Annotated in this window: 14 protein-coding genes; 12 read left to right on the forward strand and 2 right to left on the reverse strand. The window is 75.1% G+C overall.

Translation table 11 applies throughout. The annotated features are described in order from the left end of the window. Positions 1–13 precede the first annotated feature (13 nt). Entirely contained in the window at positions 14–2,449 is a 2,436-nt protein-coding gene (locus tag RVR_RS38670; RefSeq protein WP_202235849.1) for an ATP-binding SpoIIE family protein phosphatase, read from the reverse strand. A 669-nt stretch (positions 2,450–3,118) separates the two neighbouring features. On the opposite strand from RVR_RS38670, the gene RVR_RS23645 reads away from it, so the two are divergent. The 3 genes from RVR_RS23645 to RVR_RS23655 are packed head-to-tail and all read left to right on the forward strand — an operon-like array spanning position 3,119 to position 6,166. Next, a complete protein-coding gene (locus RVR_RS23645) occupies positions 3,119–3,808 on the forward strand; it encodes a hypothetical protein (RefSeq protein WP_202235850.1) in 690 nt (229 codons plus the stop codon). Then, positions 3,805–5,412 (forward strand): hypothetical protein, encoded by a 1,608-nt coding sequence (locus RVR_RS23650; RefSeq protein ID WP_237404924.1) that lies wholly within the window; start codon positions 3,805–3,807, stop codon positions 5,410–5,412. Before RVR_RS23645 ends, RVR_RS23650 begins: the two co-directional genes overlap by 4 nt. 4 nt (positions 5,413–5,416) lie before the next feature. After that, complete coding sequence (locus RVR_RS23655) at positions 5,417–6,166, forward strand: TIR domain-containing protein (protein WP_237404925.1); 750 nt, start codon at positions 5,417–5,419, stop codon at positions 6,164–6,166. Positions 6,167–6,335: 169 nt separating this feature from the next. On the opposite strand, the gene RVR_RS23660 is transcribed toward RVR_RS23655, so the two are convergent. Next, positions 6,336–7,172: a macro domain-containing protein gene (locus tag RVR_RS23660; RefSeq protein ID WP_237404926.1), complete on the reverse strand. Its 837-nt coding sequence runs from the start codon at positions 7,170–7,172 to the stop codon at positions 6,336–6,338. Positions 7,173–7,432: 260 nt separating this feature from the next. Between RVR_RS23660 and RVR_RS23665 the strand changes: the two genes are divergently transcribed. The 9 genes from RVR_RS23665 (at position 7,433) to RVR_RS23705 (ending at position 21,438) form a co-directional block, all read left to right on the forward strand. Then, a complete protein-coding gene (locus RVR_RS23665) occupies positions 7,433–8,821 on the forward strand; it encodes an AfsR/SARP family transcriptional regulator (RefSeq protein ID WP_237404927.1) in 1,389 nt (462 codons plus the stop codon). A 564-nt stretch (positions 8,822–9,385) separates the two neighbouring features. Continuing rightward, entirely contained in the window at positions 9,386–11,752 is a 2,367-nt protein-coding gene (locus RVR_RS23670; protein ID WP_202235852.1) for a carbohydrate-binding module family 20 domain-containing protein, read from the forward strand. Positions 11,753–12,053: 301 nt separating this feature from the next. Further along, positions 12,054–12,842: a ferritin-like domain-containing protein gene (locus RVR_RS23675; RefSeq protein ID WP_202235853.1), complete on the forward strand. Its 789-nt coding sequence runs from the start codon at positions 12,054–12,056 to the stop codon at positions 12,840–12,842. 88 nt (positions 12,843–12,930) lie between these two features. Then, positions 12,931–13,446: a DinB family protein gene (locus RVR_RS23680; RefSeq protein ID WP_202235854.1), complete on the forward strand. Its 516-nt coding sequence runs from the start codon at positions 12,931–12,933 to the stop codon at positions 13,444–13,446. Positions 13,447–13,472: 26 nt separating this feature from the next. Continuing rightward, positions 13,473–14,507 (forward strand): DUF4190 domain-containing protein, encoded by a 1,035-nt coding sequence (locus RVR_RS23685; protein ID WP_202235856.1) that lies wholly within the window; start codon positions 13,473–13,475, stop codon positions 14,505–14,507. Between the two features lie 230 nt (positions 14,508–14,737). Next, on the forward strand, positions 14,738–15,490 hold the full coding sequence (locus tag RVR_RS23690; RefSeq protein ID WP_202235858.1) for a GntR family transcriptional regulator: 753 nt from the start codon (positions 14,738–14,740) through the stop codon (positions 15,488–15,490). A gap of 205 nt (positions 15,491–15,695) precedes the next feature. After that, the gene (locus tag RVR_RS23695) at positions 15,696–15,884 is read left to right on the forward strand and encodes an SPOR domain-containing protein (RefSeq protein WP_202235860.1); all 189 of its coding nucleotides are present in this window, start codon (positions 15,696–15,698) and stop codon (positions 15,882–15,884) included. A gap of 116 nt (positions 15,885–16,000) precedes the next feature. Then, the gene (locus tag RVR_RS23700; RefSeq protein WP_202235862.1) at positions 16,001–18,640 is read left to right on the forward strand and encodes a SpoIIE family protein phosphatase; all 2,640 of its coding nucleotides are present in this window, start codon (positions 16,001–16,003) and stop codon (positions 18,638–18,640) included. A 236-nt stretch (positions 18,641–18,876) separates the two neighbouring features. Beyond that, complete coding sequence (locus RVR_RS23705; RefSeq protein ID WP_430393168.1) at positions 18,877–21,438, forward strand: SpoIIE family protein phosphatase; 2,562 nt, start codon at positions 18,877–18,879, stop codon at positions 21,436–21,438. Positions 21,439–21,456 lie beyond the last annotated feature (18 nt).

Consider the following 21,456-nt stretch of genomic DNA (forward strand, 5'->3'; position numbering starts at 1 on the left):
GCCCCCGGCCGGCTCAGCCAGGGGTGAGGAGCTGCTCGGTCCAGATGGTCTTGCCGCCGGGCGTGTAGCGGCTGCCCCAGCGGTGGGTGAGCTGGGCGATCAGGAACAGGCCGCGGCCGCCCTCGTCCGTGAGGCGGGCACGGCGCAGGTGCGGCTGGGTCTGGCTGGGGTCGGACACCTCGCAGATCAGCCGCTGGTCGAGGATGAGCCGGACGGTGATCGGGGCGCCCGCGTAGCGGATCGCGTTGGTGACCAGCTCGCTGACGATCAGCTCGGTGCTGAACGCCAGGTCGTCGAGGTCCCAGTCGGCCATCCGGGCGGTGACGCCGGAGCGGACCTCGGCGACCGCCTCGGGACCCGCGGCCACCGTCCAGCCGGCGGTCCGGTCGGCCGGCAGCTCCCGGGTACGGGCCAGCAGCAGCGTCTGGTCGTGGTCGGGCGCGGGGTCCGAGAGCCGCCCGAGCAGTTCGCGGCCTGCGTCCGCCATCGGGCGGCCGCTCTCCGCCGCGGCGCGCGCCACCTCCTCGACCGCGGCCTGCCGCCGGGCCCTGGCCGGGTCGTCCTGCCGCACCGCGCCGTCGCTGTGGAAGGCCAGCACGTCTCCGGCCGACAGCAGCAACTCGGTCGTCTCGAAGGGGCCGCCGCCGGTGCCGAGCGGCGGCCCGGCGTTGAGTTCGACGTGCTCGACCGCCAGGGGCGCGGCCAACGGCGGTTCGGGAGGGGGCCGTTCGGGCGGTGACGGGTCTGCGGACGGGTCGGCGGGGGCGCCGGCGGGGGTGTCGGCGGCCGGCTCGGCCGGTTCCCCGGCGGGCGCTGTGGCGGGCGGTGCGGGTGCGGGAGCTTCCCCGGCACCCGGTGATCCGGCGGCGGATGCCGCGGCCGGCGTCCCCTCGACGGGCGGCGACGGGGCCGCGGCGCCTCCCCGTACCAGCACCGGCCCGGGGTGGCCCGCCGAGGCGATCACGCAGCGGCCGGTCAGCGGGTCGTACGTCGCGTAGACGCAGGACGCGCCGCGCAGCGCCGTCTCGATTCCCGCCTGCACCGGGTCGCCGTCGTCGGTGTTCGCGAAGCGCACCACCAGGTCGTCCAGGTGGCTGAGGAGCTCGTCGGGCGCCGGGTCGAGGTCGGCGAGCGTGCCCACCGCGGCCCGCAGCCGGCCCATCGCCGCCGTCGCGCCGAGGCCGTGTCCGGGCACCCTCCCGACCAGGAACGCCACCCGTGCGGAGGAGAGTTCGATGACGTCGAACCAACTCCCGCCGATGCCCTCGGGGGTGCCGCCGGGCACGTACACCCCCGACGTCTCGGCGGCCGTGCTGTCGCCCACCACCCGTGGCAGCAGGCTGCGTTGCAGCGTCTCCACGGCCCGCCGCTCCTTGGTGTAGCGGCGGGCGTTGTCGATGCTCAGGGCGGCCCGCGAGGCGATCTCGTCGGCGAGCCCCGCGTCGTCCTCGTCGAACCGGCGGCGGTCGCCCAGCCGCCAGAGCAGCACGGTGCCGAGCACCAGGCCGCGCGCCTGCACCGGCATCAGCAGCAGCGACGTGGCGTCGGGCGGGAGGAACAGCCGGGCCCGCTCGTTCGCCGACAGCAGCGACCGCAGTTCGGTGAGGTCGGGCAGCGCGCCCGCGGCGCCGCGCCGCACCTGCTCGCTCGCGACATCGCCGACGGCCAGCGTGGCCCCGCGCGGGTAGACCTCCCGCGGCCACCCGCCGACCGCCGCCACGGCCACCCGGCGCAGCGGCGTGTCCCCGGTGAACGGGGCGGGCTCCTCGCCCTGGAGCACCGAGACGGTCAGGTCGACCGCCGCCAGGTCCGCGAAGGCGGGGACGAGCACGGCGGCCAGGTCGTCGGCGTTGCGGGTGATGTCCAGCGACCCGCCGATCGCCGAGGCGGAGGCATAGCGCAGGTCGGCCCGCAGCGACGCGTCCGGACCCGCGGTGGCCAGCCGGGGGCGCCGCAGCGGGCCGACCTCGGCGCGCGGCGCGTCGTCCCCGGCGGCCGATTCCTGCGCGGCGGCCCCCGCTTCCGCCCTGTTCCCGGACGTCCCGTTCCCGGTCGTCCCGTTCCCGGCCGCGCCGGGAGCGGCGTCGGGCGCCCGCGCGGCCGGTTCCGGCCCGGGCTCCTCGGGACCCGGCGGACCGCCCTGGGCCATCCGCAGCAGGAAGTGCGCGCCGTGCGGGCCGTCCGGCGCCAGGACGGACACCCGCAGCCGGACGGGCAGCGTGCCGCCGCCCGGGCGCAGCAGCACCACCCCGCCGGTGTTCTGCCGGCCGTCCCGCGCCCCCGCCTCCAGGACGGACCAGGTGCCCGGGCTCTCGAACAGCTCCGCGACCCCGCGGCCACGCAGCGTACCGGGGGCGCACCCGAACAGGTCCGCCGCCCGCCCGGTGCAGCTCACCACCGTCCCGCGGGCGTCCACCACCAGCGCCGCGTCGCCGCGCGCCCGGCGCACCGGACCCTCCGGCCCGGCGGCATCGGTCCTTCGCCCAGGCCCGCTCGAACCCATACGCCCATTGAAACGCGGGCCGCCGCCGCCCGCGCGCCGGGCGCCCCGACCAGGGCGGCGGGGGAGCGCCGCGTGCGCCGGGACGCGACGGGCCCGCGCCGCGGTCCCGGCCCGCGCCCCGGAACCCCGCCCCGGAACCCCGCCCCGGAACCCCGCCCCGGAACCCCGGGCCGGAACCTCGGGCCGGAACCTCGGCCGCGTCCCGGCCCGCCGGGCGTGACGGGGGCGGTGGCTGGTGCGGGTGGGGCGCGGGGAGGGGCGCCGGAAGCGGATCGGAAGCGGACCGGAAGCGGTCGGCGCTGGCCGCGGAAGCGGCCGTACTGGTCGCATCGACAGGGCGCAGGAGTTCCGCTCCGCCGCACCGCACGCAGGGGTGGTGCCGGTCGGGCACCGTGAATCGGCCGTCCGCGGCCTACTGAAATATGACGATGTATCAGCAGCCGTGCCGCATGGCCGGATCCTGCCGTGTAAGCAGGGCGGTGAGCGCGACGGCGCTGTCCATCAGCGATGGAGTGGCACATGAATGACCTCGGAGCATCCGCTCGCCCGTCCGGACCGCCCCGCCCGCCGAAGCCGCCCGGAAGGACGCAGGCCGCCCCCGGACCGTACCCGGCGGTGGGCCTGACCCTCGGCGCCGGACCGGTGCGCACCCGCGCCCTGGTGGCGATCGGGATTCCGCTGCTGGTCGTGGTCGTGCTCGGCCTGTGGGCCGGTCCGTCGTCGTCCGGGTCCGCGTCCGGCGGCTCACGGAGCGTCCCGACCAGCGGACTGTTCGGCGCGCCCGGCGCCGCCCCCGACGACCGGCAGCCCACGGCCGCGCCGACGGACACCGGCTCCTCCGACCCCTTCGGCGACCTGTTCACGACGCCCTCCGGCACGCCGACGGACCCGGACGGCTACGGCGCCGACGACGGCACGGCCCCCGACGGCTACGGAGACGGCACCGGCACGGACGACGGCACGGGCGACGGCACGGCCGACGCGGGCATATCGGGCGCGTCGCCGTCCGCCACCCCGGTCCCCGCCGCGGTCGTCACCGGTTTCTACGACGACGTCGACGACGGCGACTACGCCGACGCCTGGGACCTCGGCGGCAAGAACCTCGACGAGGGCTACGACGACTTCGTCGCCGGCTTCTCCGACACGGCGTCCGTCGACGTCACCGTCACGTCCGTCACCGGCGGCACGGTCTTTGTGAGCGTCGAGTCGGTGCACACCGACGGCACGCACCACACGTACTCCGGCGCCTACCAGGTGGCCGACGGGGTCATCACCGGCGGTCACCTCGTCGAGGACGACCGATGAGCGACGACAGGGGAGACCCCATGGGGAACACGCCCGACCGGCAGTTCGCGACGAGCAACGCCACCCGGCTGCTGAGCGCCGGCACCTACCTCGACCCGGTCTACCGCAAGTCGGTGATCAGGGAACTGCTCGCCCACCGCTTCCGGGTGGTCGCGCCGGCGTACGGCTACGACACGGTGACGGTCCTCGCGCACGCGCTCGCCGCCCACAAGCTGCGCCGCGACCAGTTGCTGGTCATGGCGGGGGGCACGGCGCTGCTGGTGGTGCTCATGGCCACCGGCGCGATCAGCGTCGCGCTCGGGCTGCCGGTCATCGTCTGGCTGGTCTGGGCGGCGGCCTTCCTGCGCCGGATCGCGACCCTGCACATCCTGGCCGGGCGCCTCGGCCCGGGGGAGGGCGGCGGTTTCGACGGGGGATACCCGGTCACCAAGGCCCTCACCGGCGACCTCGTCCGCAAGATCGCGGCGGAGCAGGTCGCCGACCGCGGCGTGGTCCTGTACGGCGGCTACCGCCCGTTCGTGGGCGCGGGCGCCCTGGTGCACCGCTGGTCGAACGCCGAACTGCTCGTCGGCGCCCGGCTCGGCCTGCTCGACGAGGGCTTCGCCGATCCGGCGCACCTGCCGCCGGACATGCTCGCCCATGTGGCGGCCACCGTGCCCGAGCACCTGCCGGAGCCCGGATCACACCGCGGGCAGGCGGCGGACCCGGTCCGGCGCAAGGAGGTGATCCCGTTCACGGTGGACGAGATCACCGGCTACGTCGGCGCCCGGATGAGTGCCGAACTGCGCGACGAGGCGCCGCCGGAGCAGCGCGTCGAGGGCCTCACCGTCGAGCGCCGCAGCTACGCCACCGCCCTCACCGCCGTCCGCGACCTGCCGCGCCAGTGGCCGGCCCGGTCCGGCGCGCCGGCCGCGCACTGGGAGGAGGAGTACGACGCCGCCCGCGAGTACCTCTGCGTGCGGGTCGGCTCCTGGGACGAGGAACTGGTCACCTCGATCTTCGTGGGGTTCGACCTCAAGGGCCGCACGCTGCACACCGAGTTCTCCACGTACGTGCTGCCGCCGCTGATCCAGAGCTTCCACCTCGCCGACCGGCTGACCGGGCGGCTGACCGGACGCCTCATGGCGCGCGTCGCCTGGCACGTGGTCAGGAGCGCCCCGTCGGACCTGGCGCGGCTGATCCTCAACCCGCTGCGCGAGCGGCTGCCGCGGCGGCTGCGGCGCGGCCGGGTCCTGGTCGAGATCGAACAGCCGGTCGACACCAGCGAATTCCGGTTGGGCCGCTACGCGGAGGACGCCGTGAACCGCGGCGCGCTGATCAGCGTGCGGGAAATGGCCACCCGCGGCGACTTCCCGCACTACTTCCAGGAGTCGGACACGATCAAGTACACGCGGATCGTGGAACGCCGGCTGCTCCAGATCATCCGCACCTTCCTCCAGGAGCACAACGTCGATCTCGCCGACCACGACGCCCAGCAGACCAACGTCCTCCAGCAGCATTTCGGCGACAACAACGACAACTCCGGTACCGGCAACACCATGCACACCCGGACCGGCGGCAATCGGCCGGCCGGCGGCAACCCGCCCATCGGCCAGGGAGCGTGAACTCGTGAGTCCGATCCGATCCGTCCACTACGGCGACAACAACGACAACTCGGGGTCCGGCAACACCATGTACACCCGGGCGGGGGGCAACTCGACGTACGGCGCGAACGCGCCGATCCACCTCGGGGCGCAGGCTCCCGCGGCTCCGCCCCCCGCCGCCCCGCCCGCCGCGGGCGGGGACGACCAGGGGACGCGGCCCGCCGCGTCCGCGCCGGGCCGCACCCGCCGGGTCTTCGTGGTGTACGGCCGCGACGAGCAGGTGCGCCGCGAGATGTTCGAGCTGCTGCGCCGGCTCGACCTGCGCCCGCTGGAGTGGGAGGACCTGGTCAGGGCGACCGGCCAGGCATCCCCCTTCCTCGGCGACGTGGTCGCGCAGGCCCCCGCGCAGGCCCAGGCCGCGCTGGTGCTGCTCACCCCGGACGACGTCGCCCACCTGCATCCGCGGCTGGCCGGCCCGAACGAGCCGGTCCACGAGATCGAGCCGACCGGCCAGCCGCGCCAGAACGTGCTGATCGAGCTCGGCATGGTGTTGATGGCCTACCCCGAGCGCACCCTCATCGTGGAGGTCGGCGCGCTGCGGCCGGCCGCCGACACCACCGGACGCAACGTCATCCGCTTCGACGGTTCGGAGACCGCGCTCGGGAAGATCGTCGAACGGCTGAAGCAGGCCGGCTGCGACGTGAACGACACCGGCTCGGACTGGCGGCAGACCTGGCCGTTCCGCCACCTGGACGCGTACGTCCGGCGTCCCTGAGCGCCATTGGGCGCCCCGCGGAGTCCTGCCGGGCGCCGCCGGGCGCCGATGGGCTCGCCGGGTGCCCCGCGGGGCCGCGGCCCCGGGACGGCATCCCGGGGCCCGCGGTCCCGCGGCCCGCGTCCGGACGGCGGGCGGGCGGCGTCCGGGCGGCCGGCGGGTGAGGGGCTCAGCGGCGGTCCAGCCCCGACGCGAGCGAGGCGAGGAACGCCTCGACCTCGGGCACGTTGATCCGGGCCAGGTCGGCCGGCCGGAGCACCACCCGCAGTTCGCGGCAGATCGCGCGCTCGCGCGAGTGCGCCACGAAGGACAGCAGGATCAGCCGCAGCAGGCTCTCCTGGTCCAGGTAGTCCAGCCGGGAGAGCCCGGAGCCGACCAGCGGCATGGCCACGCACCCGTGCTGCGCGTGCCGGTGGACCGCGTCCCACAGCCGGTTCAGGCTGTACCAGAACTCCTCGACGCTCGACCCGGCCACGTAGTCGTTGCCGATCCTGCTGTAGGCCGACGCGAACACCAGCCGCGGCAGGGCGCCGAGCACCGCGACCGTGCCGACCGGGTAGCGGTCGAGCTTCCCCAGCGGCTTGCGCTCGCGCGCCTCGCGGGAGAGCGGCGCAGCCCCCGCCAGCGCCGCGCCCAACTCCGCGTCCAGCCGCCCCAGGTCACCGCCGTAGCGGCGCGCCAGCAACTGCGCCTGCACGCTCGACCCGTTGATGAGCAGGCCGTCGGCGGCGGCGGTGTCGAAGGTGTCGCTGAACCCGACCACCAGGTGCCCGGGCTGGTCGAAGAGGTCGCCCGCCTCGACCACCACCGTCATCGCCGGACGGGCGAACTCCTGCCGCACCGACGGCGCCGGGCGGGCCCGGACGAGGCCCCACGCCGCGCACAACGCCACCGACACGAGGGTGACCGCGCCCGGGTCGGGGAAATTCCGCGGAAAGAGCTGGTCGAAGAACTGCACGACCGCGGATATCCCGCCGAAGGCGGCCATCGCATTGCGCAGGAACACCCGCCGGGTGCGCCTGCCGGCCGGGGTCCACCACAAAGCGCCGCACGCCCCTGCGACCGGCGGCGCGGCGCCCGTTCCCGGCGCCGCCGCGATACGGCCCGACCCCGTTCGCCGTACCCACCGGGACGCCGCCGACATTCCTGAACGCACTTTCCCTCCAAGGCGTTTTGCTATGCTGCGGACTCCGCTTCCGGAAAAAGCGCCGTTGTCGAACCGGCGCGGGGGACGAGCGTCTGGAGTGGCGAATGGCGCATATCCGGGTGAGCGTTCTGGGACCGGCGAAACTCGAGGTGGACGGCGCCCCGGTCCATCTCACCCCGCTCAGTACCCGGTTGCTGGTCCGGCTGGTGGCGGCCGACGGCGAACCGGTGCCGGTCCGCTCGCTGCGCCGCGAGGTGTGGGGGCTGAACGCCGAACTGCCCGGCCAGGCGCAGCGCGACCGCAACGAGGTGCAGAAGCGCGTGCTGGAGCTGCGCCGCGCCCTCGACCCGGAGCGCACCGGCGAGGGCGCCCGGGTGATCACCACCGACCAGCTCCCGACGGCCCGCGGATCGGAGACGACGTACCAACTGGTGCTGCGGCCGAGTGAGTTGGACAGTGCGGAGTTCACCGAGCTGGTCAACGGCGCCCTGCACGCCGCTCCCGCGACCGCGGCACGTGCGTTCGCCGACGCGCTCGCCATGCTGCGCGGCCGGCCGCTGGCGGAGGTCGCCGAGGAGCCGTTCGCCGCCGGGTTGATCCGGCGGCTCGACGAACTGCGGGACGCCGCGCGCGAGGGGCTCATCCGGGCCCAGACCGACCTGGGCCGCCCCGACCTGGCCCTCCCGGTCGCCGAACGGATGGTCCGCGAGCGGCCGGACGACCCGCGGGCGGTGGCCGGACTCGCCGCGCTGCGCGCGCTGTTGCGCGAGCGGCACGGCGGGGAACTGCTGCGGCACCGGGTGCCCGGCACCGGCACGGACGTGGTGCTGGTCCGCGGCGACCTCTTCGACCAGGCGGACGCCAACCTCGTGGTCGGGTTCACCGACACCTTCGACACGGCCACCGAGCAGGACGTGGTGATCAGCCGGGAGAGCGTGCAGGCGCAGCTCGTCGAGCGGGTCTTCGGCGGCCAGCGCCGCGCGTTCGACGAGCGGCTGCGGGTCGGGCTGCGGGCGTTCACCCCGGTCGGCACCGAGAGCGCGCGGGACAAGCCGCGCGGGCGGCGCACCCGGTACCCGATCGGCACCACCGTGGTGCTGCCGGTCGACGGACGGCGGATCTTCGCCGTCGCGTACTCCCGGCTGGGCAACGACCTGGTGGCCCGCGCCGATCCGGCGGAGCTGCGGCTCGGCCTGGAGCGGCTGTGGCCCACCGTGGCCAGGTACGGGCTGTTCAAGCCGGTGGCCGTGCCGCTGATCGGCTCCGGGCTGGCCCGGGTGGTCGAACTGGACCGGGCGCAGTTGGTGAACCTGGTCATCGGGACGTTCGCGGCGTACTGCGGCCACGACCCGGCCGTGGCCCGCGAGTTGCGGATCGTGATCCACCCGGACGAACTGGCGGCCATCGACCTGGCGCCGGTGGAGGCGTGTCTGCGGAGCCTGGACGGCGCGGGGCGGGAGGGACGGGACGGCGCGGGGCGGGAGGGCGCCGCGCGCGGCGCCGGCTGAGCCCGGGGCCGGGCGGACCTGCTCCCCGCGCGCGGCTCCTGCGGCCCCGCGGCCCGCGCCCGCCGCGCCGTGCGGTGACCCTCTTCCCATCGGGCATCCCCATCGTGTGCTGTCGCCTCGCCCGGACGGACCCCGGTGCTGCCGGGCCCTTCCGCACCGATCGCACCACCGCAACCGCTTCCGGCGACAGCCACCGTCCGCTTCCCACCCGCTGCCGGGCCGCTTCCGGCGGGGTGCGCCGGTGAGCCGGTCGGACGAGGTGGGCAGGGCGGCCAGGTCGGAATGCGGTACTCCGCCACGGCCTGCGCGCATCCGAACGGAGACATCCGATCCGACCCGATTCACACCGCGCAATCTTTCTGCAAACCGAGGAAAGGTGTTGCAGGACGTCTTGACGGCGTCGCCGCTCGGGAGCATGGTCTACCTCGCGTTCAACCGCCGCGCCCGCCGCGGTGGTTGGAGGGGGCGGCCCACGGGAGGGCCGCCGGGCCGCTCGTCCGAGGCGCGTCGGAACCGGGTGGCGTACGCATGCCGTTCGTCCTCCACGATCAGCGGGAGCCATCCATGCTTCGCTCACCAGACCGCGCCGATCCCCCCCACCGCGCGCGGGCGTCCGCCGCGCAGCCCTCCTCGGCGCCGCCGCACGCCGACCAGCCGTCCTCCGCACGGCCGCACGCCGACCAGCCGTCCTCCGCACGGCCGCCCGCCGGGCCGCCGCCGCGCACCGCCGGGCGGCGTGCCGCGCGGGCCGCCGCCCCCGACGTCCCCCGGCCCCTCGGCCGCCGCCGCGTCCGCCGGGCGCTGCTCGCCGCCACCGCGCTGGTGGCCGGCGCGGTGGTACCGCTCGCCGCGGTCCAGCCCGCCGCGCACGCCGGCCCCGCGGCCACCGCGGCCGCGAGCGGGGGCAACGGCGGCGACGTGACGGCCAACCTCTTCATGTGGAACTGGCCGTCCGTCGCCGACGAGTGCACCACCGAACTCGGCCCCAAGGGCTACGGATCGGTGCTGGTCTCCCCGCCGGAGGACTCGATCCGGCTCGCCGGCGCGCACCCCTGGTGGGAGATCTACCAGCCGGTCGGCTACGACCTCGACAGCCGGATGGGCACCGAGGCGCAGTTCCGGTCGATGGTCACCGCCTGCCACGCCGCGGGCGTCAAGGTCTACGCCGACGCGGTGATCAACCACATGTCCGGCAACGACCAGTCCAGCAAGGACTCCTACGGCGGCGACGGCTTCGACGTCGGCTCGAAGTCCTACGGCCAGGTCCCGTACACCGCCTCGGACTTCCACACCTCGCCCGCCAACTGCCCCAACTCCGACCTGGCCATCGACGACTGGAACAGCCAGACGCAGGTCCAGGAGTGCGACCTGTCCAACCTCGCCGACCTCTACACCGAGACCGACGACGTGCGCGGCAAGATCGCCGGGTACCTCGGCAAGCTGATCGGCTACGGCGTCGACGGCTTCCGGGTCGACGCCGCCAAGCACATCAACCAGTCCGACCTGGCGAACATCGAGTCCCGGCTCCCCGACACCCAGTGGGGCGCGCGGCCCTACGTCCTCCAGGAGATCGCCCTCGGCGGCAGCGGCAACCTCGCGCCCTCCGCGTTCGAGTCCAACGGCAGCGTGATCGGCTTCGACTACGCCAACGCGATGAAGTCGCAGTTCCAGGGGAACATCGCCAACCTGAAGACGTTCGGACAGAGTTGGGGCCTGGAGCCGTCCGACAAGGACGGCGCCATGGTCACCAACCACGACACCGAGCGCAACGGCAGCACCCTGAACTACAAGAACGGCTCGCAGTACACGCTGGCCACCGAGTTCATGCTGGCCTGGGGCTACGGCGCCCCGACGGTCTACTCCGGCTTCGCGTTCAACGGCTCCGACGACTCCCCGCCGGCGGACGGCAACGGCCTCGTCACCGACACCGACTGCACCTCCGGCGCGTGGGTGTGCACCGACCGGGTCCGGGGGATCGCGAACATGGTCGGCTGGCACAACGCCGCCCAGGGCCAGCAGGTCGCCAACTGGTGGGACAACGGCGCCAACGCCATCGCGTTCAGCCGCGGTGACCGGGCCTGGATCGGCATCGACAACGGCGACTCCGCGGTGACCGGGACCTTCAGCACCGGCCTGGCCGCGGGCACGTACTGCGACGTCGTCCACGCGGACCCCACCTCCGACGGCGGCTGCACCGGCGCCACGGTCACCGTCGGCGCGGACGGCAGGGCCGCGGTGACCGTGCCCGCGCACGACTCGGTGGCCCTCTACCGGGCCGGCACCTCGACGACCACACCGCCCACCTCGCCCCCGACCGGCCCCCCGGCGGGCACCGTCGCCGAGACGTTCCACGAGACCGAGGCCGCGCCCTCGGGCCGGCAGGTCTACCTGGTCGGCTCCGTCCCGGCCCTGGGCGGCTGGGACACCGGCCAGGCGATTCCGCTCGACTCCACCGACGGCACGCACTGGTCCGGCACGGTGGACCTGCCGGCGAACACGTCCTTCGAGTACAAGTACATCCTCAAGGACGCGTCGGGGAACGTGACCTGGGAACCGGGGGACAACCACACGGCCGACACCGGCGGCGCGGGCGGCTCCCTCGACGACACCTGGGGCGTCCGTTCCGGCGGCGGCAGCGGCCAGGTCGCCGTCGCCTTCCACGAGGCGGAGTCCGCGCCCGCCGGCCAGAAGGTCTACGTGGCCGGGTCGGTTCCGGCCCTCGGCAGTTGGGACACCGGCCAGGCGGTCGCGCTCAGTTCCGCCGACCAGGCGCACTGGTCCGGCACGGTGGACCTGCCGGCGAACACGTCCTTCGAGTACAAGTACATCCTCAAGGACGCGTCGGGGAACGTGACCTGGGAGTCGGGCGCCAACCGTACGGCGGGCACCGGGAGTTCGGCCACCCTCACGCTGGACGACACCTGGAAGTAGCGCGCTCGCGCGCGGCGGGGCTCCGGACCGGCACACGTCCGGAGCCCCACCGCCACACCCGGCGGACGCCCCGCCGCCACACCCGGGTGCCCCGGCCCCCCGGCACCCGCCCCGGCCCCCCGGCCCCGGACTCCTGAGCCCCGGTCCCCCGGCCCCGGACCTCGCCCCGCGACCCTGCTCCCGCGGCCTCCGCCGGGGCGGTCGCCCGGATGGGCCAGCGGCGGCCCCGGTCCGGTTGCTGGGCAGGCCGGGCCGTCCTTGACTGCTGCTGATACCTGCCGGGCGGCGAGAGGAGCACGAGATGCTGTCGGTACGCGGGCTGTTCACCTCGATCGTGGACAACGACGACTCCTACCGGCTCTTCTGCTCCATCGCCGCCAGCGGCGAGGCGCAGGGCGGCTGGGAGAACGGCCGGATCGCCGCGCTGGTGCCGCCCGCGCAGCGCGCGCTGGCCCCGAAGATCGCCCGGCACGGCGCCGACGAGGACAAGCACGGACGGATCTTCACCGCGCTGCTGCGCAAGCGCGGGCTGGAGCCGGAGCCGGTGCCGGCCGACACCGACTACACGATGCTGCTGGAGCGCGCCGGGATCGGGCTCGCCCACACCCGGCTGCGCCAGGACCAGCCGCTGACCGAGCAGGACATCGTCACCTACCTCGCGCACAGCCGGGTCACCGAGCAGCGCGCGTCCGAGCAGATGGCGCTGCTGATGCGGCACTTCGCGGAGCACCCCGAGATCGGCCGGGCGGTGCGGGCGATCTCGCACGACGAGGACAACCACCTCGCCTACTGCCACGAGGAGTTGCTGCGGCTGGCCGCCGCCGGCCACGGCCGGGCCATCCACCGCGCGCTGCGCGAGTGCGCGCACGCCGAGATCCGGGTGCACCGCGACGTGAGCCTGGCGGTGATGGCGCGGATGGGCCGCATCCTGCGCTGGCCGGCCGCCACCGCGGCCCTCGTCCGCCTCGGCATCCACCTCACCTACCTCTACGAGCGGGCGTACGGCTGGCGCCGCATGACCACCCTCGCGATGCCGGAGCGGCGCGACGCCCTCGGCACCCCCGCCCCGGCGCCGCAGACCGCCGTCTGAGCCCGGCCCTTCCCCGCCGCCCGCCCCGGTCCGGCGGGCCCGTCGCCCGGCGGCGACGGGCCCGGCGGGGCTCGCTACCCTCGCGGGCATGGACGAGATCGAGGACGTACGCGTCGGGCCGCCGAGTTCCGGGACGGAGCGCGAGACGCTGCGCGCGTTCCTGGACTACCAGCGGGCCACGCTGGCGATGAAGTGCGCCGGACTCGACGACGAGCAGTTGCGGCGGCGCTCCATGCCGCCGTCCACGCTGACCCTGCTGGGCCTGGTACGCCACATGGCCGAGGTCGAACGGGCCTGGTTCCGCAGGGTGTTCGAGGACCACGACGCCCCCATGGTGTGGTCGCGGGAGATCGACTTCCAGGCGGCGTACGACGCGAGCGCCTCGACCCGGGCCGAGGCGTTCACCGCGTGGGAGGCGGAGGTCGCCGCCTCCCGGCGGATCGAGGCGGCGGCCGCGTCGCTGGACGTGGCCGGCCACCAGCCCCGGTGGGGGGAGGACGTGAGCCTGCGGATGGTGATGGTGCACGTGTTGCTGGAGTACGGGCGGCACAACGGCCACGCGGACTTCCTGCGCGAGGGAGTGGACGGGACCGTGGGGGCGTAGGGGTAAGGGGATCGTAAACTCCCCTGGTGGACATATCCCCGCCGCCGCCCCCCGAGGACCAGTCGCCGCCCGCCGCGGGCTACCCCGGCGGCCCCCCGCCGCCGCCCCCCGCGCCCGCCCCGCCCTACGCCGGCTCCGGCTCGCCGTACGACTCCGGCCGGTCGTACGGCTATCCGCAGACGCCGTACGGGCAGCCCTCGCCCTACGGCGGCGAGGGCCAGCCGCCCTACGGCTCCTCCGGCCCGGGGCCCTACCAGCAGCCGAACCCCAACCCGTACGCGGCCCCCGGCGCGCAGGGGATGCCCGGGCCGTACCCGTACCCGGTGCCGCAGCAGGGCTGGTACGCGGCGAACCGCACCACCAACGGGCTGTCGATCGCCTCGCTGGTCACGTCCTTCAGCTGCATCCCGCTGCTGGGCCTGGGCCTGGGCATCGCCGGGCTCAAGCAGGGCAGGCGCCAGGGGCAGCGCGGGCGGGGGCTCGCGATCGCGGGCATCACGATCAACTCGGTCACCACCCTCCTCACGGTGCTGCTGATCACGCTCGGCGCGCTGGGCGTGATCGGCGACGACGGCAACACCAAGGTCCAGGACATCAAGGCCGGCCAGTGCTTCAACACGACCGGGCACTCGCTCAGCGACATCGAGCAGGGGTCCAAGGCGTCCCGGCGGGTGAACGTGGTCGACTGCGACCAGGCCCACGAGGCCGAGGCGTACTACACGTACACGCTCGACCCGAGCACGAGCGGCTCCTATCCGGGCATCGACGCGATCACCAGTGAGGCGCAGTCCACCTGCGGCAAGCAGATGGGCACCTATCTGGACGGCCACTCGCTCCAGGACGGCATGCGGCTGTTCTTCTTCGGCCCGGAGAAGTCCCTCTGGGAGACCGGCGACCGCTCGGTGACCTGCTTCTTCGGCGACGTCGACGGCAAGGTGACCGGATCGGTGCGGGACGGCGGCTCCTCCGACGACGGCTCGGGCGGCGGCGCGGACGGCGGGTCCGACGGCGGTTCGACCGGCGGTTCCGACGACGGCGGCGACACGGGGGTGGGGGTCTGACCGCCCGCTGACCCGCCCGCCGACCGCCCTACCGGGCCCTCCCGCCCTCCCGGCGGCGTCACGCCCGCCCTCCCGCGCGAGCCCGGTGCGAGCCCGATGGCGGCAGGAGTCCGAGCGCCGACCTGCTCCGATCCGGCCACCGCACGGTGCGTGACGCCCAGGGGAGAGCTTGCGGACGCGCACCGAGGGTTGCCAAGCTGTCGCACACAGTCAACCCCTGGGAGGGGCACGTGGCGTTCGGTGAGCAGCCCGCCTACCTTCGCGTTGCCGGGGACCTTCGGCGCAAGATCCTCGACGGCACGCTGCCGCCGCACGCCCGCCTGCCCTCGCAGGCCCGCATCCGCAGCGACTACGGCGTCTCGGACACCGTGGCCCTGGAGGCCCGCAAGGTGCTGATGGCGGAGGGCTACGTGGAGGGCCGCTCCGGCTCGGGCACCTACGTGCGCGAGCGGCCCGAGCGGCGCCGGGTCGTCCGCAGCGGGTTCCGGCCCACGGGCGCCCCGAGCCCCTACCGCCAGGAGCAGGCCGACGAGGCGTGCGTGGGCACCTGGGAGTCGCGCAGCGCGCAGGGGGCGGCGTCCGCCGACGTCGCCGAGCGGCTGGGCATCCAGGCCGGCGACCGGGTCATGTGCACCCGGTACCTCTTCCGGACCGAGGGCGAGCCGTCGATGCTCTCCACCTCCTGGGAGCCGCTGGCGCTGACCGCCCGCACCCCGGTGCTGCTGCCGGAGGAGGGCCCGGTCCGCGGCCAGGGCGTGGTGCCCAGGATGGCCGCGATCGACGTGCTGGTCGACCACATGGCCGAGGAGGTCGGCGCGCGACCCGGCCTGGCCGAGGAGACCTCCGCGCTGGGCGGCGTGCCCGGGCACATCGTGATCGAGATCCGCCGCACCTACTTCGCGTCGGGCCGGCCGGTGGAGACCGCCGACGTGGTGATCCCGGCGGAGCGCTACCGTGCGGTCTACCACCTCCCCGTTCGCTGAGGGCGTGCGCCGGCGCACCCGGCCGGCGCTCTGACGGATCGTCAACTTCTGGTCGAACGCGTGGCCGGATCGGTCTCTCTTCGTGTCATTCCGTACCCGCCGGGTGAACCTCGGGCGTAGGGTCGGGCATATGCGCGCCGCCGATTCCCTGAGCACGGGACCCGACGGCGCGCGGTGGTCGACGCGCGAAGGAGGGGGCGGCTCAGTGACGTCGGAGTTCGGTTGGGTCCTCATACGGCAGGACGAGGGCGGCAACCGCTACCGGGTGGGGCGGTTCGCGACGCGCGCGGAGGCCGAGCGGGTCGCCGAGACGCTGACCTACCCCGCCTCCCCGCCGGTGCCGCCGCAGGTGTACGTGATCGAGCAGGTCGTGCCCCGCGCGGCCGAGGCGTGACCGTCCCGCCCGCGCACACCGGCGCGGAAGGGGGCAATATCGGGTAAGAGGGGGAAAACCTCTCTTGGAGGCCGGGTGTGCGCACACCCGGCCCGACCCGGTCGGGGGTGCACCGTATGAGCGCCAGCGGCGACGACGCGGAGGCGTCGCCCGACCGCGCGCGCCGGCCCGCCCCGCCCCCGCCCGGACGGGGGACGAGCGCCTTCGCCGGGCCGCGGGCCCCCGGGCCGTTGCTGGACATCCTCCGGGTCGCCGTCGTGATGCTGGACACCGGCGGCCGGGTGCTGCTGTGGAGCCCGCTGGCGGAGGAGGTCCTCGGCTGGGCCGGCGAGCACATCGTCGGCCGCAGGGTGGGCGGCCTCCTCGGCCCGCCCGAGCCGTTCCCCGAGGACGCGGAACCCGGGCGGACCACGAACGGGCGGACCGCGGAACCCGGCGGCCGCGCGTCGGAGGGCGGGGCCGGCGGGCCGGACGGGGCGGGCGGGCCGGGCGGGAGCACCGACACCGGCACCGACGACGGCGATCCGGCGCGGATCCTCGCCGAGCTGCTGCGCACCGGCCGCTGGAGCGGCGTCCTGTCGCTGCGCCACCGCGACGGCCACACCGTGCAGGTCGACACCCGCACCAGCCTGCTCGTCGACGGCGACGGCCGCCCGTTCGTCCTCGCCTCCCTGGTGGAGACCAGCCGGCTGCGGACCCTGGAGCACGACCTCGCCTCGCTGGACGCCCTCTTCGACTCCTCCCCGCTCGGCGTCGCGATCCTCGACCGCGACCTGCGCTACGTACGGGTCAACGACGCGCTCGCCGCCATGAACGGCATGCCGCGCGACGACCTGCTCGGCCGCGGCGTCGACGAGCTGCTCGACGCCGCGACCGCCCGCGAGCTGGCCACGCTCCAGCGGCACGTCCTGGCGACGGGGGAGCCGGTGATCGACGTGATCGCGCCCGGCCCGCGCGGCCGCGGCCACCGCTCGCTGTCGTACCACCGGCTGGTGGACCGGGCCGGGCGCGTCCTGGGCGTCAGCGCCACCGTCATGGACGTCACCGAGCGGATGCAGGCCGCCGAGCGCGCCGAGCGGGCCCGCCGCCGGCTCGCGCTGCTCAACGACGTCGGCTCGCGGATCGCCGGCGTCCTCGACGTCCGCCGGGTCTCGGAGACCATCGCCGAGGCGCTGGTGCCCACCTTCACCGACTACTCCGGGGTGATCCTGCACCCGCAGGTGGCCGTCGGCGGCGACCTGCCGGCCGCCGGGTTCCGCGAGAGCCAGCCGCTGCGCCAGCTCGGCGTGGGCGCGGTGCGCTGGACGCCGCGGGCCGAGCGGATGCTGCGGCGCGGCCAGTCGATCGCGTTCACCCGGGACTCCGTCTTCGGCACGGTGCTGGCCGGCGGCGAGCCGCGGCTGCTCGACGGCGAGGAGCAGGTGCGCGCCACCACCTACCCCGACGACCCCAAGGTGCAGGCCGCCGTGGAACTGGGCGTCAGCTCGATGCTGGTGCTGCCGCTGCGCGCCCGCGGGGTGGTGCTCGGGCTGCTGGTGGTCGCCCGGGCCGGGGGCCGCGAGCCGTTCGACCGGGACGACCTCGCCCTCGGCGTGGAGCTGGCCGACCGGGCCGGCACCGCCCTGGACAACGCGCGGCTGTACGTCCGCGAGCGCGAGGGCGCGCTCACCCTCCAGCGCAGCCTGCTGCCGCGCACCGTCCCCGAGCCGCCGGGCGTCAGCATCGCCTACCGCTACGTGCCCGGCAGTAGCGGCGCGGAGGTCGGCGGCGACTGGTTCGACGTGATCCCGCTGGGCGGCGGGCGGCTCGCCTTCGTGGTCGGCGACGTGATGGGCCACGGCCTGGTGGCCGCCGCCACCATGGGCCGGCTGCGCACCGCCGTCCGCACCCTCGCCGGCCTCGACATGCCGCCCGACGAGCTGCTGCGCCGGGTCAACGAGTTGGGCGACGACCTCGCGCAGAACCGTACCGAGGGCTGGATGGCCACCGCGGTGTACGCCGTCTACGACCCCTCCACCCGGCGCTGCGCCATCGCCCAGGCAGGCCACCCGCCGCCGGTGCTGGTCGAGCGCCGGGCCGCCCCGGACCTCTGCCGGGCGCGCCTGCTGGACCTGCCCACCGGGGTGCCGCTCGGCGTCGGCGGGGTCCGGTTCGAGACCGCCGAACTCGACGTCCCCGACGGCGCCGTCCTGGTGCTCTACACCGACGGGCTGGTGGAGTCCCGCGGCCAGGACATCGACCAGGGCATCGAACGGATGCGGCGGACCCTGTGCCGCCGGCTGGGCTCGCTGGAGGACACCTGCGACGACCTGCTGGCCGCCATGGACCCCGACCGCGAGCCCGACGACGTGGCGCTGCTGGTGGCCAGGCTCGGCGGCCTGCCGGCCGGTTCGACCGTGTCCTGGTCCTTCCCGGCCGAGGCCAGCGCGGTGCGGCTGGCCCGCCGCCGGGTGCGCGACACCCTCGTGTCCTGGGAGCTGGCACCGCTGTCCGACGTGACGGTGCTGCTCGTCAGCGAGCTGGTCACCAACTCGCTGCGGTACGCGCACGGCCCGATCGGGGTGCGGATGGTGCGCGGCGGCTCGCTGCTGGTGGAGGTCTCGGACCCGCTGCCCGACCCGCCGCGCGAGCGGGTGGCGACCGAGGAGGACGAGGGCGGCCGCGGGCTGCAACTGGTGGCGGGAGCGTCCCGGCGCTGGGGGACCCGGCACGGTTCGCTCGGCAAGACCGTGTGGTTCGAGCTGGCGCTGCCGTGACGCGGCCGCCCGCGGCGGCGCCTCCCGCCCCGGTGGGCGCGAGGGTTCGGAGCGACTGTGCCGGGTATGCCGAAGAGGCGGGAGCGAGAGGTGCGACCGCGGTGTTCCGGGGAAGGCCCCCGCGCCCCAGGAGCTGAGATGATGCTGTGATCCACAAGACCGTGTGCTGGACGGTCCGCATGCTGAATACTCGGTTCCAACCGGTCCATGTGTGCTGAGCTGGAGGGGTCGGGCGAGTGAGCGACATGCCAGCAGGGGCGGTTCCGCCCGGCGACGACGACGCGGACGCGGCAAAGGCCGGCGTCTGGCAGTCCAGTCCGCCCGGGTCCCTGTATGACTACATACGCGTCGCCTCGTTCTCCCTCGACCGCGAGGGCCGGATCGACCAGTGGAGCGAGCGCGCCACCGAGTTCTTCGGCCTGACGGCCGGCGAGGCCGTCGGCAAGGACCCGATCGCCGCCTTCGCGCCCCCGGACGTGCAGTCGCGCGCGCACCGGCGGCTGGCGGAGATCCTCGACGGCCGCGAGTGGCAGGGCCTGGTGCCCTACCGCGACGCCTCCGGCGCCGAGGGCCGCGCCGAGGTCTACGTCATGCCGGCCGACCACGGCGCGCTGTGCCTGGCGGTCGACGTGGCCGCGCTGCGCCAGATCGAGACGGACCTGGCCGCCTCCCAGGCGGTCTTCGGGCAGTCCCCGATGGGCTTCGTGCTCTTCGACACCCGGCTGCGCCTGGTCCGGGTCAACGAGCGTTTCGCCGCGGTCTTCGGCCGCCCCACCGAGCAACCCGGCCGCGGGCCCCAGGACTTCCTGTCCCGGGTGGAGGCCGACCGGCTGTCCGCCGCGCTGCGGCAGGTGCTGGAGACCGGCGACGCGGTGCTGGACATGCCGCTGGTCGGCACCGTGCCGGGCGACCCGGCCCGCCGCCGCTGGTCCATCTCGCTGTACCGGCTGCACAGCAACTCCGGGCGCCCGATCGGCGTCGCCGGCCTGGCGATGGACGTCACCGGCCGGCAGCGCGCCGAGCGCGAGGCCGCCCACGCCCGCCGCAACCTCGCCCTGCTCAACGAGGCCGGCTCGCGCATCGGCACCTCGCTCGACCTGGAGACCACCGCCCGCGAACTGCTCGACGTGGCCGTGCCGCACTTCTGCGACCTCGCCTCCGTCGACCTCTACCAGGCGCTGCTGTCCGGTGCCGAGGACCTGACCGGCACCACCGACGGCAGCGGCGAGGTCCGCCGGGTGGCCTTCGCCAGTTCGGTCTCCGACGCCCCCGTGGCGATGGCCGGCGACGACGACGTGGAGCCCAGCGAGGGCCCGGTCGCGGTCGGGTCCGTGCACCGCTTCCGCTTCGCCTCCGCCAGCGCCCGCGCGCTGCGCACCGCGCAGCTCCAGGTGCTCGACGGCGAGGGCGGCCACGACCTGGGCGGCACCCCGCTGGTGCAGTCCACGCTGGTGGTGCCGATGGTGGCCCGCGACACCGTGCTCGGCCTGGTGCAGTTCTCCCGGGCCAAGGGCAGCGAGCCGTTCACCGAGCGGGACCGGATGCTCGCCGAGGAACTGGCCGCCCGCGCCGCCATCTTCCTCGACAACGCCCGGCTCTACCGCCGGGAGCACGAACGCGCCCTGATCCTCCAGCGCAGCCTGCTGCCCCCGGACGACCCGGAGGCGACCGGCCTGGACATCGCCTGCCGCTACCTGCCCGGCAGCATGGAGACCGAGGTCGGCGGCGACTGGTTCGACGTCATCGAACTGCCCGGCCACCGCACCGCGCTGGTCGTCGGCGACGTGATGGGCCGCGGGCTGCGCGCGGCCGTCGCGATGGGCGAACTGCGCACCGCCGTCCGCACCCTGGCCATGCTCGACCTCGAACCGGCCGAGGTGCTGGGCGCGTTGGACGAGGTCGCCGAGGGGCTCGGCTCGTCCTCGGCCGGCCGCACCCGCCGCTCGAAGAACCCCGCCGACACCGACCTCGCCGAGGTCTACCTGGCCACCTGCATCTACGTCGTCTACGACGCGGTGACCCGCCGGTGCACCATCGCCAACGCCGGGCACCTGCCGCCGGTGGTGGTCGAGCCCGGCGAGGACCCGCTGCTGCTCGAAGTGCCCCGCGGGGTGCCGCTGGGCGTCGGCGGCGAGCCGTTCGAGGAGGTGGAGGTCGAGCTGACCGAGGGCGCCTTGCTCGCCCTCTACACCGACGGGCTGGTCGAGTCCCGCAGCCACCCGCTCGACGAGGGGCTGGACGCCTTCCGCGCGTCGCTGGCCGGTCCGGCCCGCCCGCTGGAGGACGTCTGCGACCACGTCCTGGCCACCCTCGACACCGCCCACGGCGAGGACGACATCGCGCTGCTGATGGCCCGGATCCGCGGGCTGCCCGCCGAGCAGGTCGGCGACTGGACGCTCGCGCCGCAGCCCACCTCCGTCGCCCGGGCCCGCGAACTCGCCCGCGACCAGCTCCTGCACTGGGGCCTGGACGACCTCGTGGACACCACCGAACTGCTGGTCAGCGAACTGGTCACCAACGCGCTGCGGCACGGCTTCGGCGACATACGGCTCCGGCTGCTGCTGGACCGCACCCTGGTCTGCGAGGTGTGGGACAACGCGCTGATGCAGCCGCGCCGGCGCCGCGCCCGGGACACCGACGAGGGCGGGCGCGGCCTGCAACTCGTCGCGATGCTCAGCCAGAGCTGGGGCAGCCGCCGCACCCACCGCGGCAAGACCGTCTGGTTCGAGCTGGCGCTGCGCGGCGGCGAGCCGGGTTCGGCCGGGCCGTCGGTGGACGACCTGCTCAGCATGTTCTGACGCCGCCGCGCGCCGCGC

This window comes from Streptomyces sp. SN-593, assembly GCF_016756395.1.
Lineage (GTDB): Bacteria > Actinomycetota > Actinomycetes > Streptomycetales > Streptomycetaceae > Actinacidiphila > Actinacidiphila reveromycinica.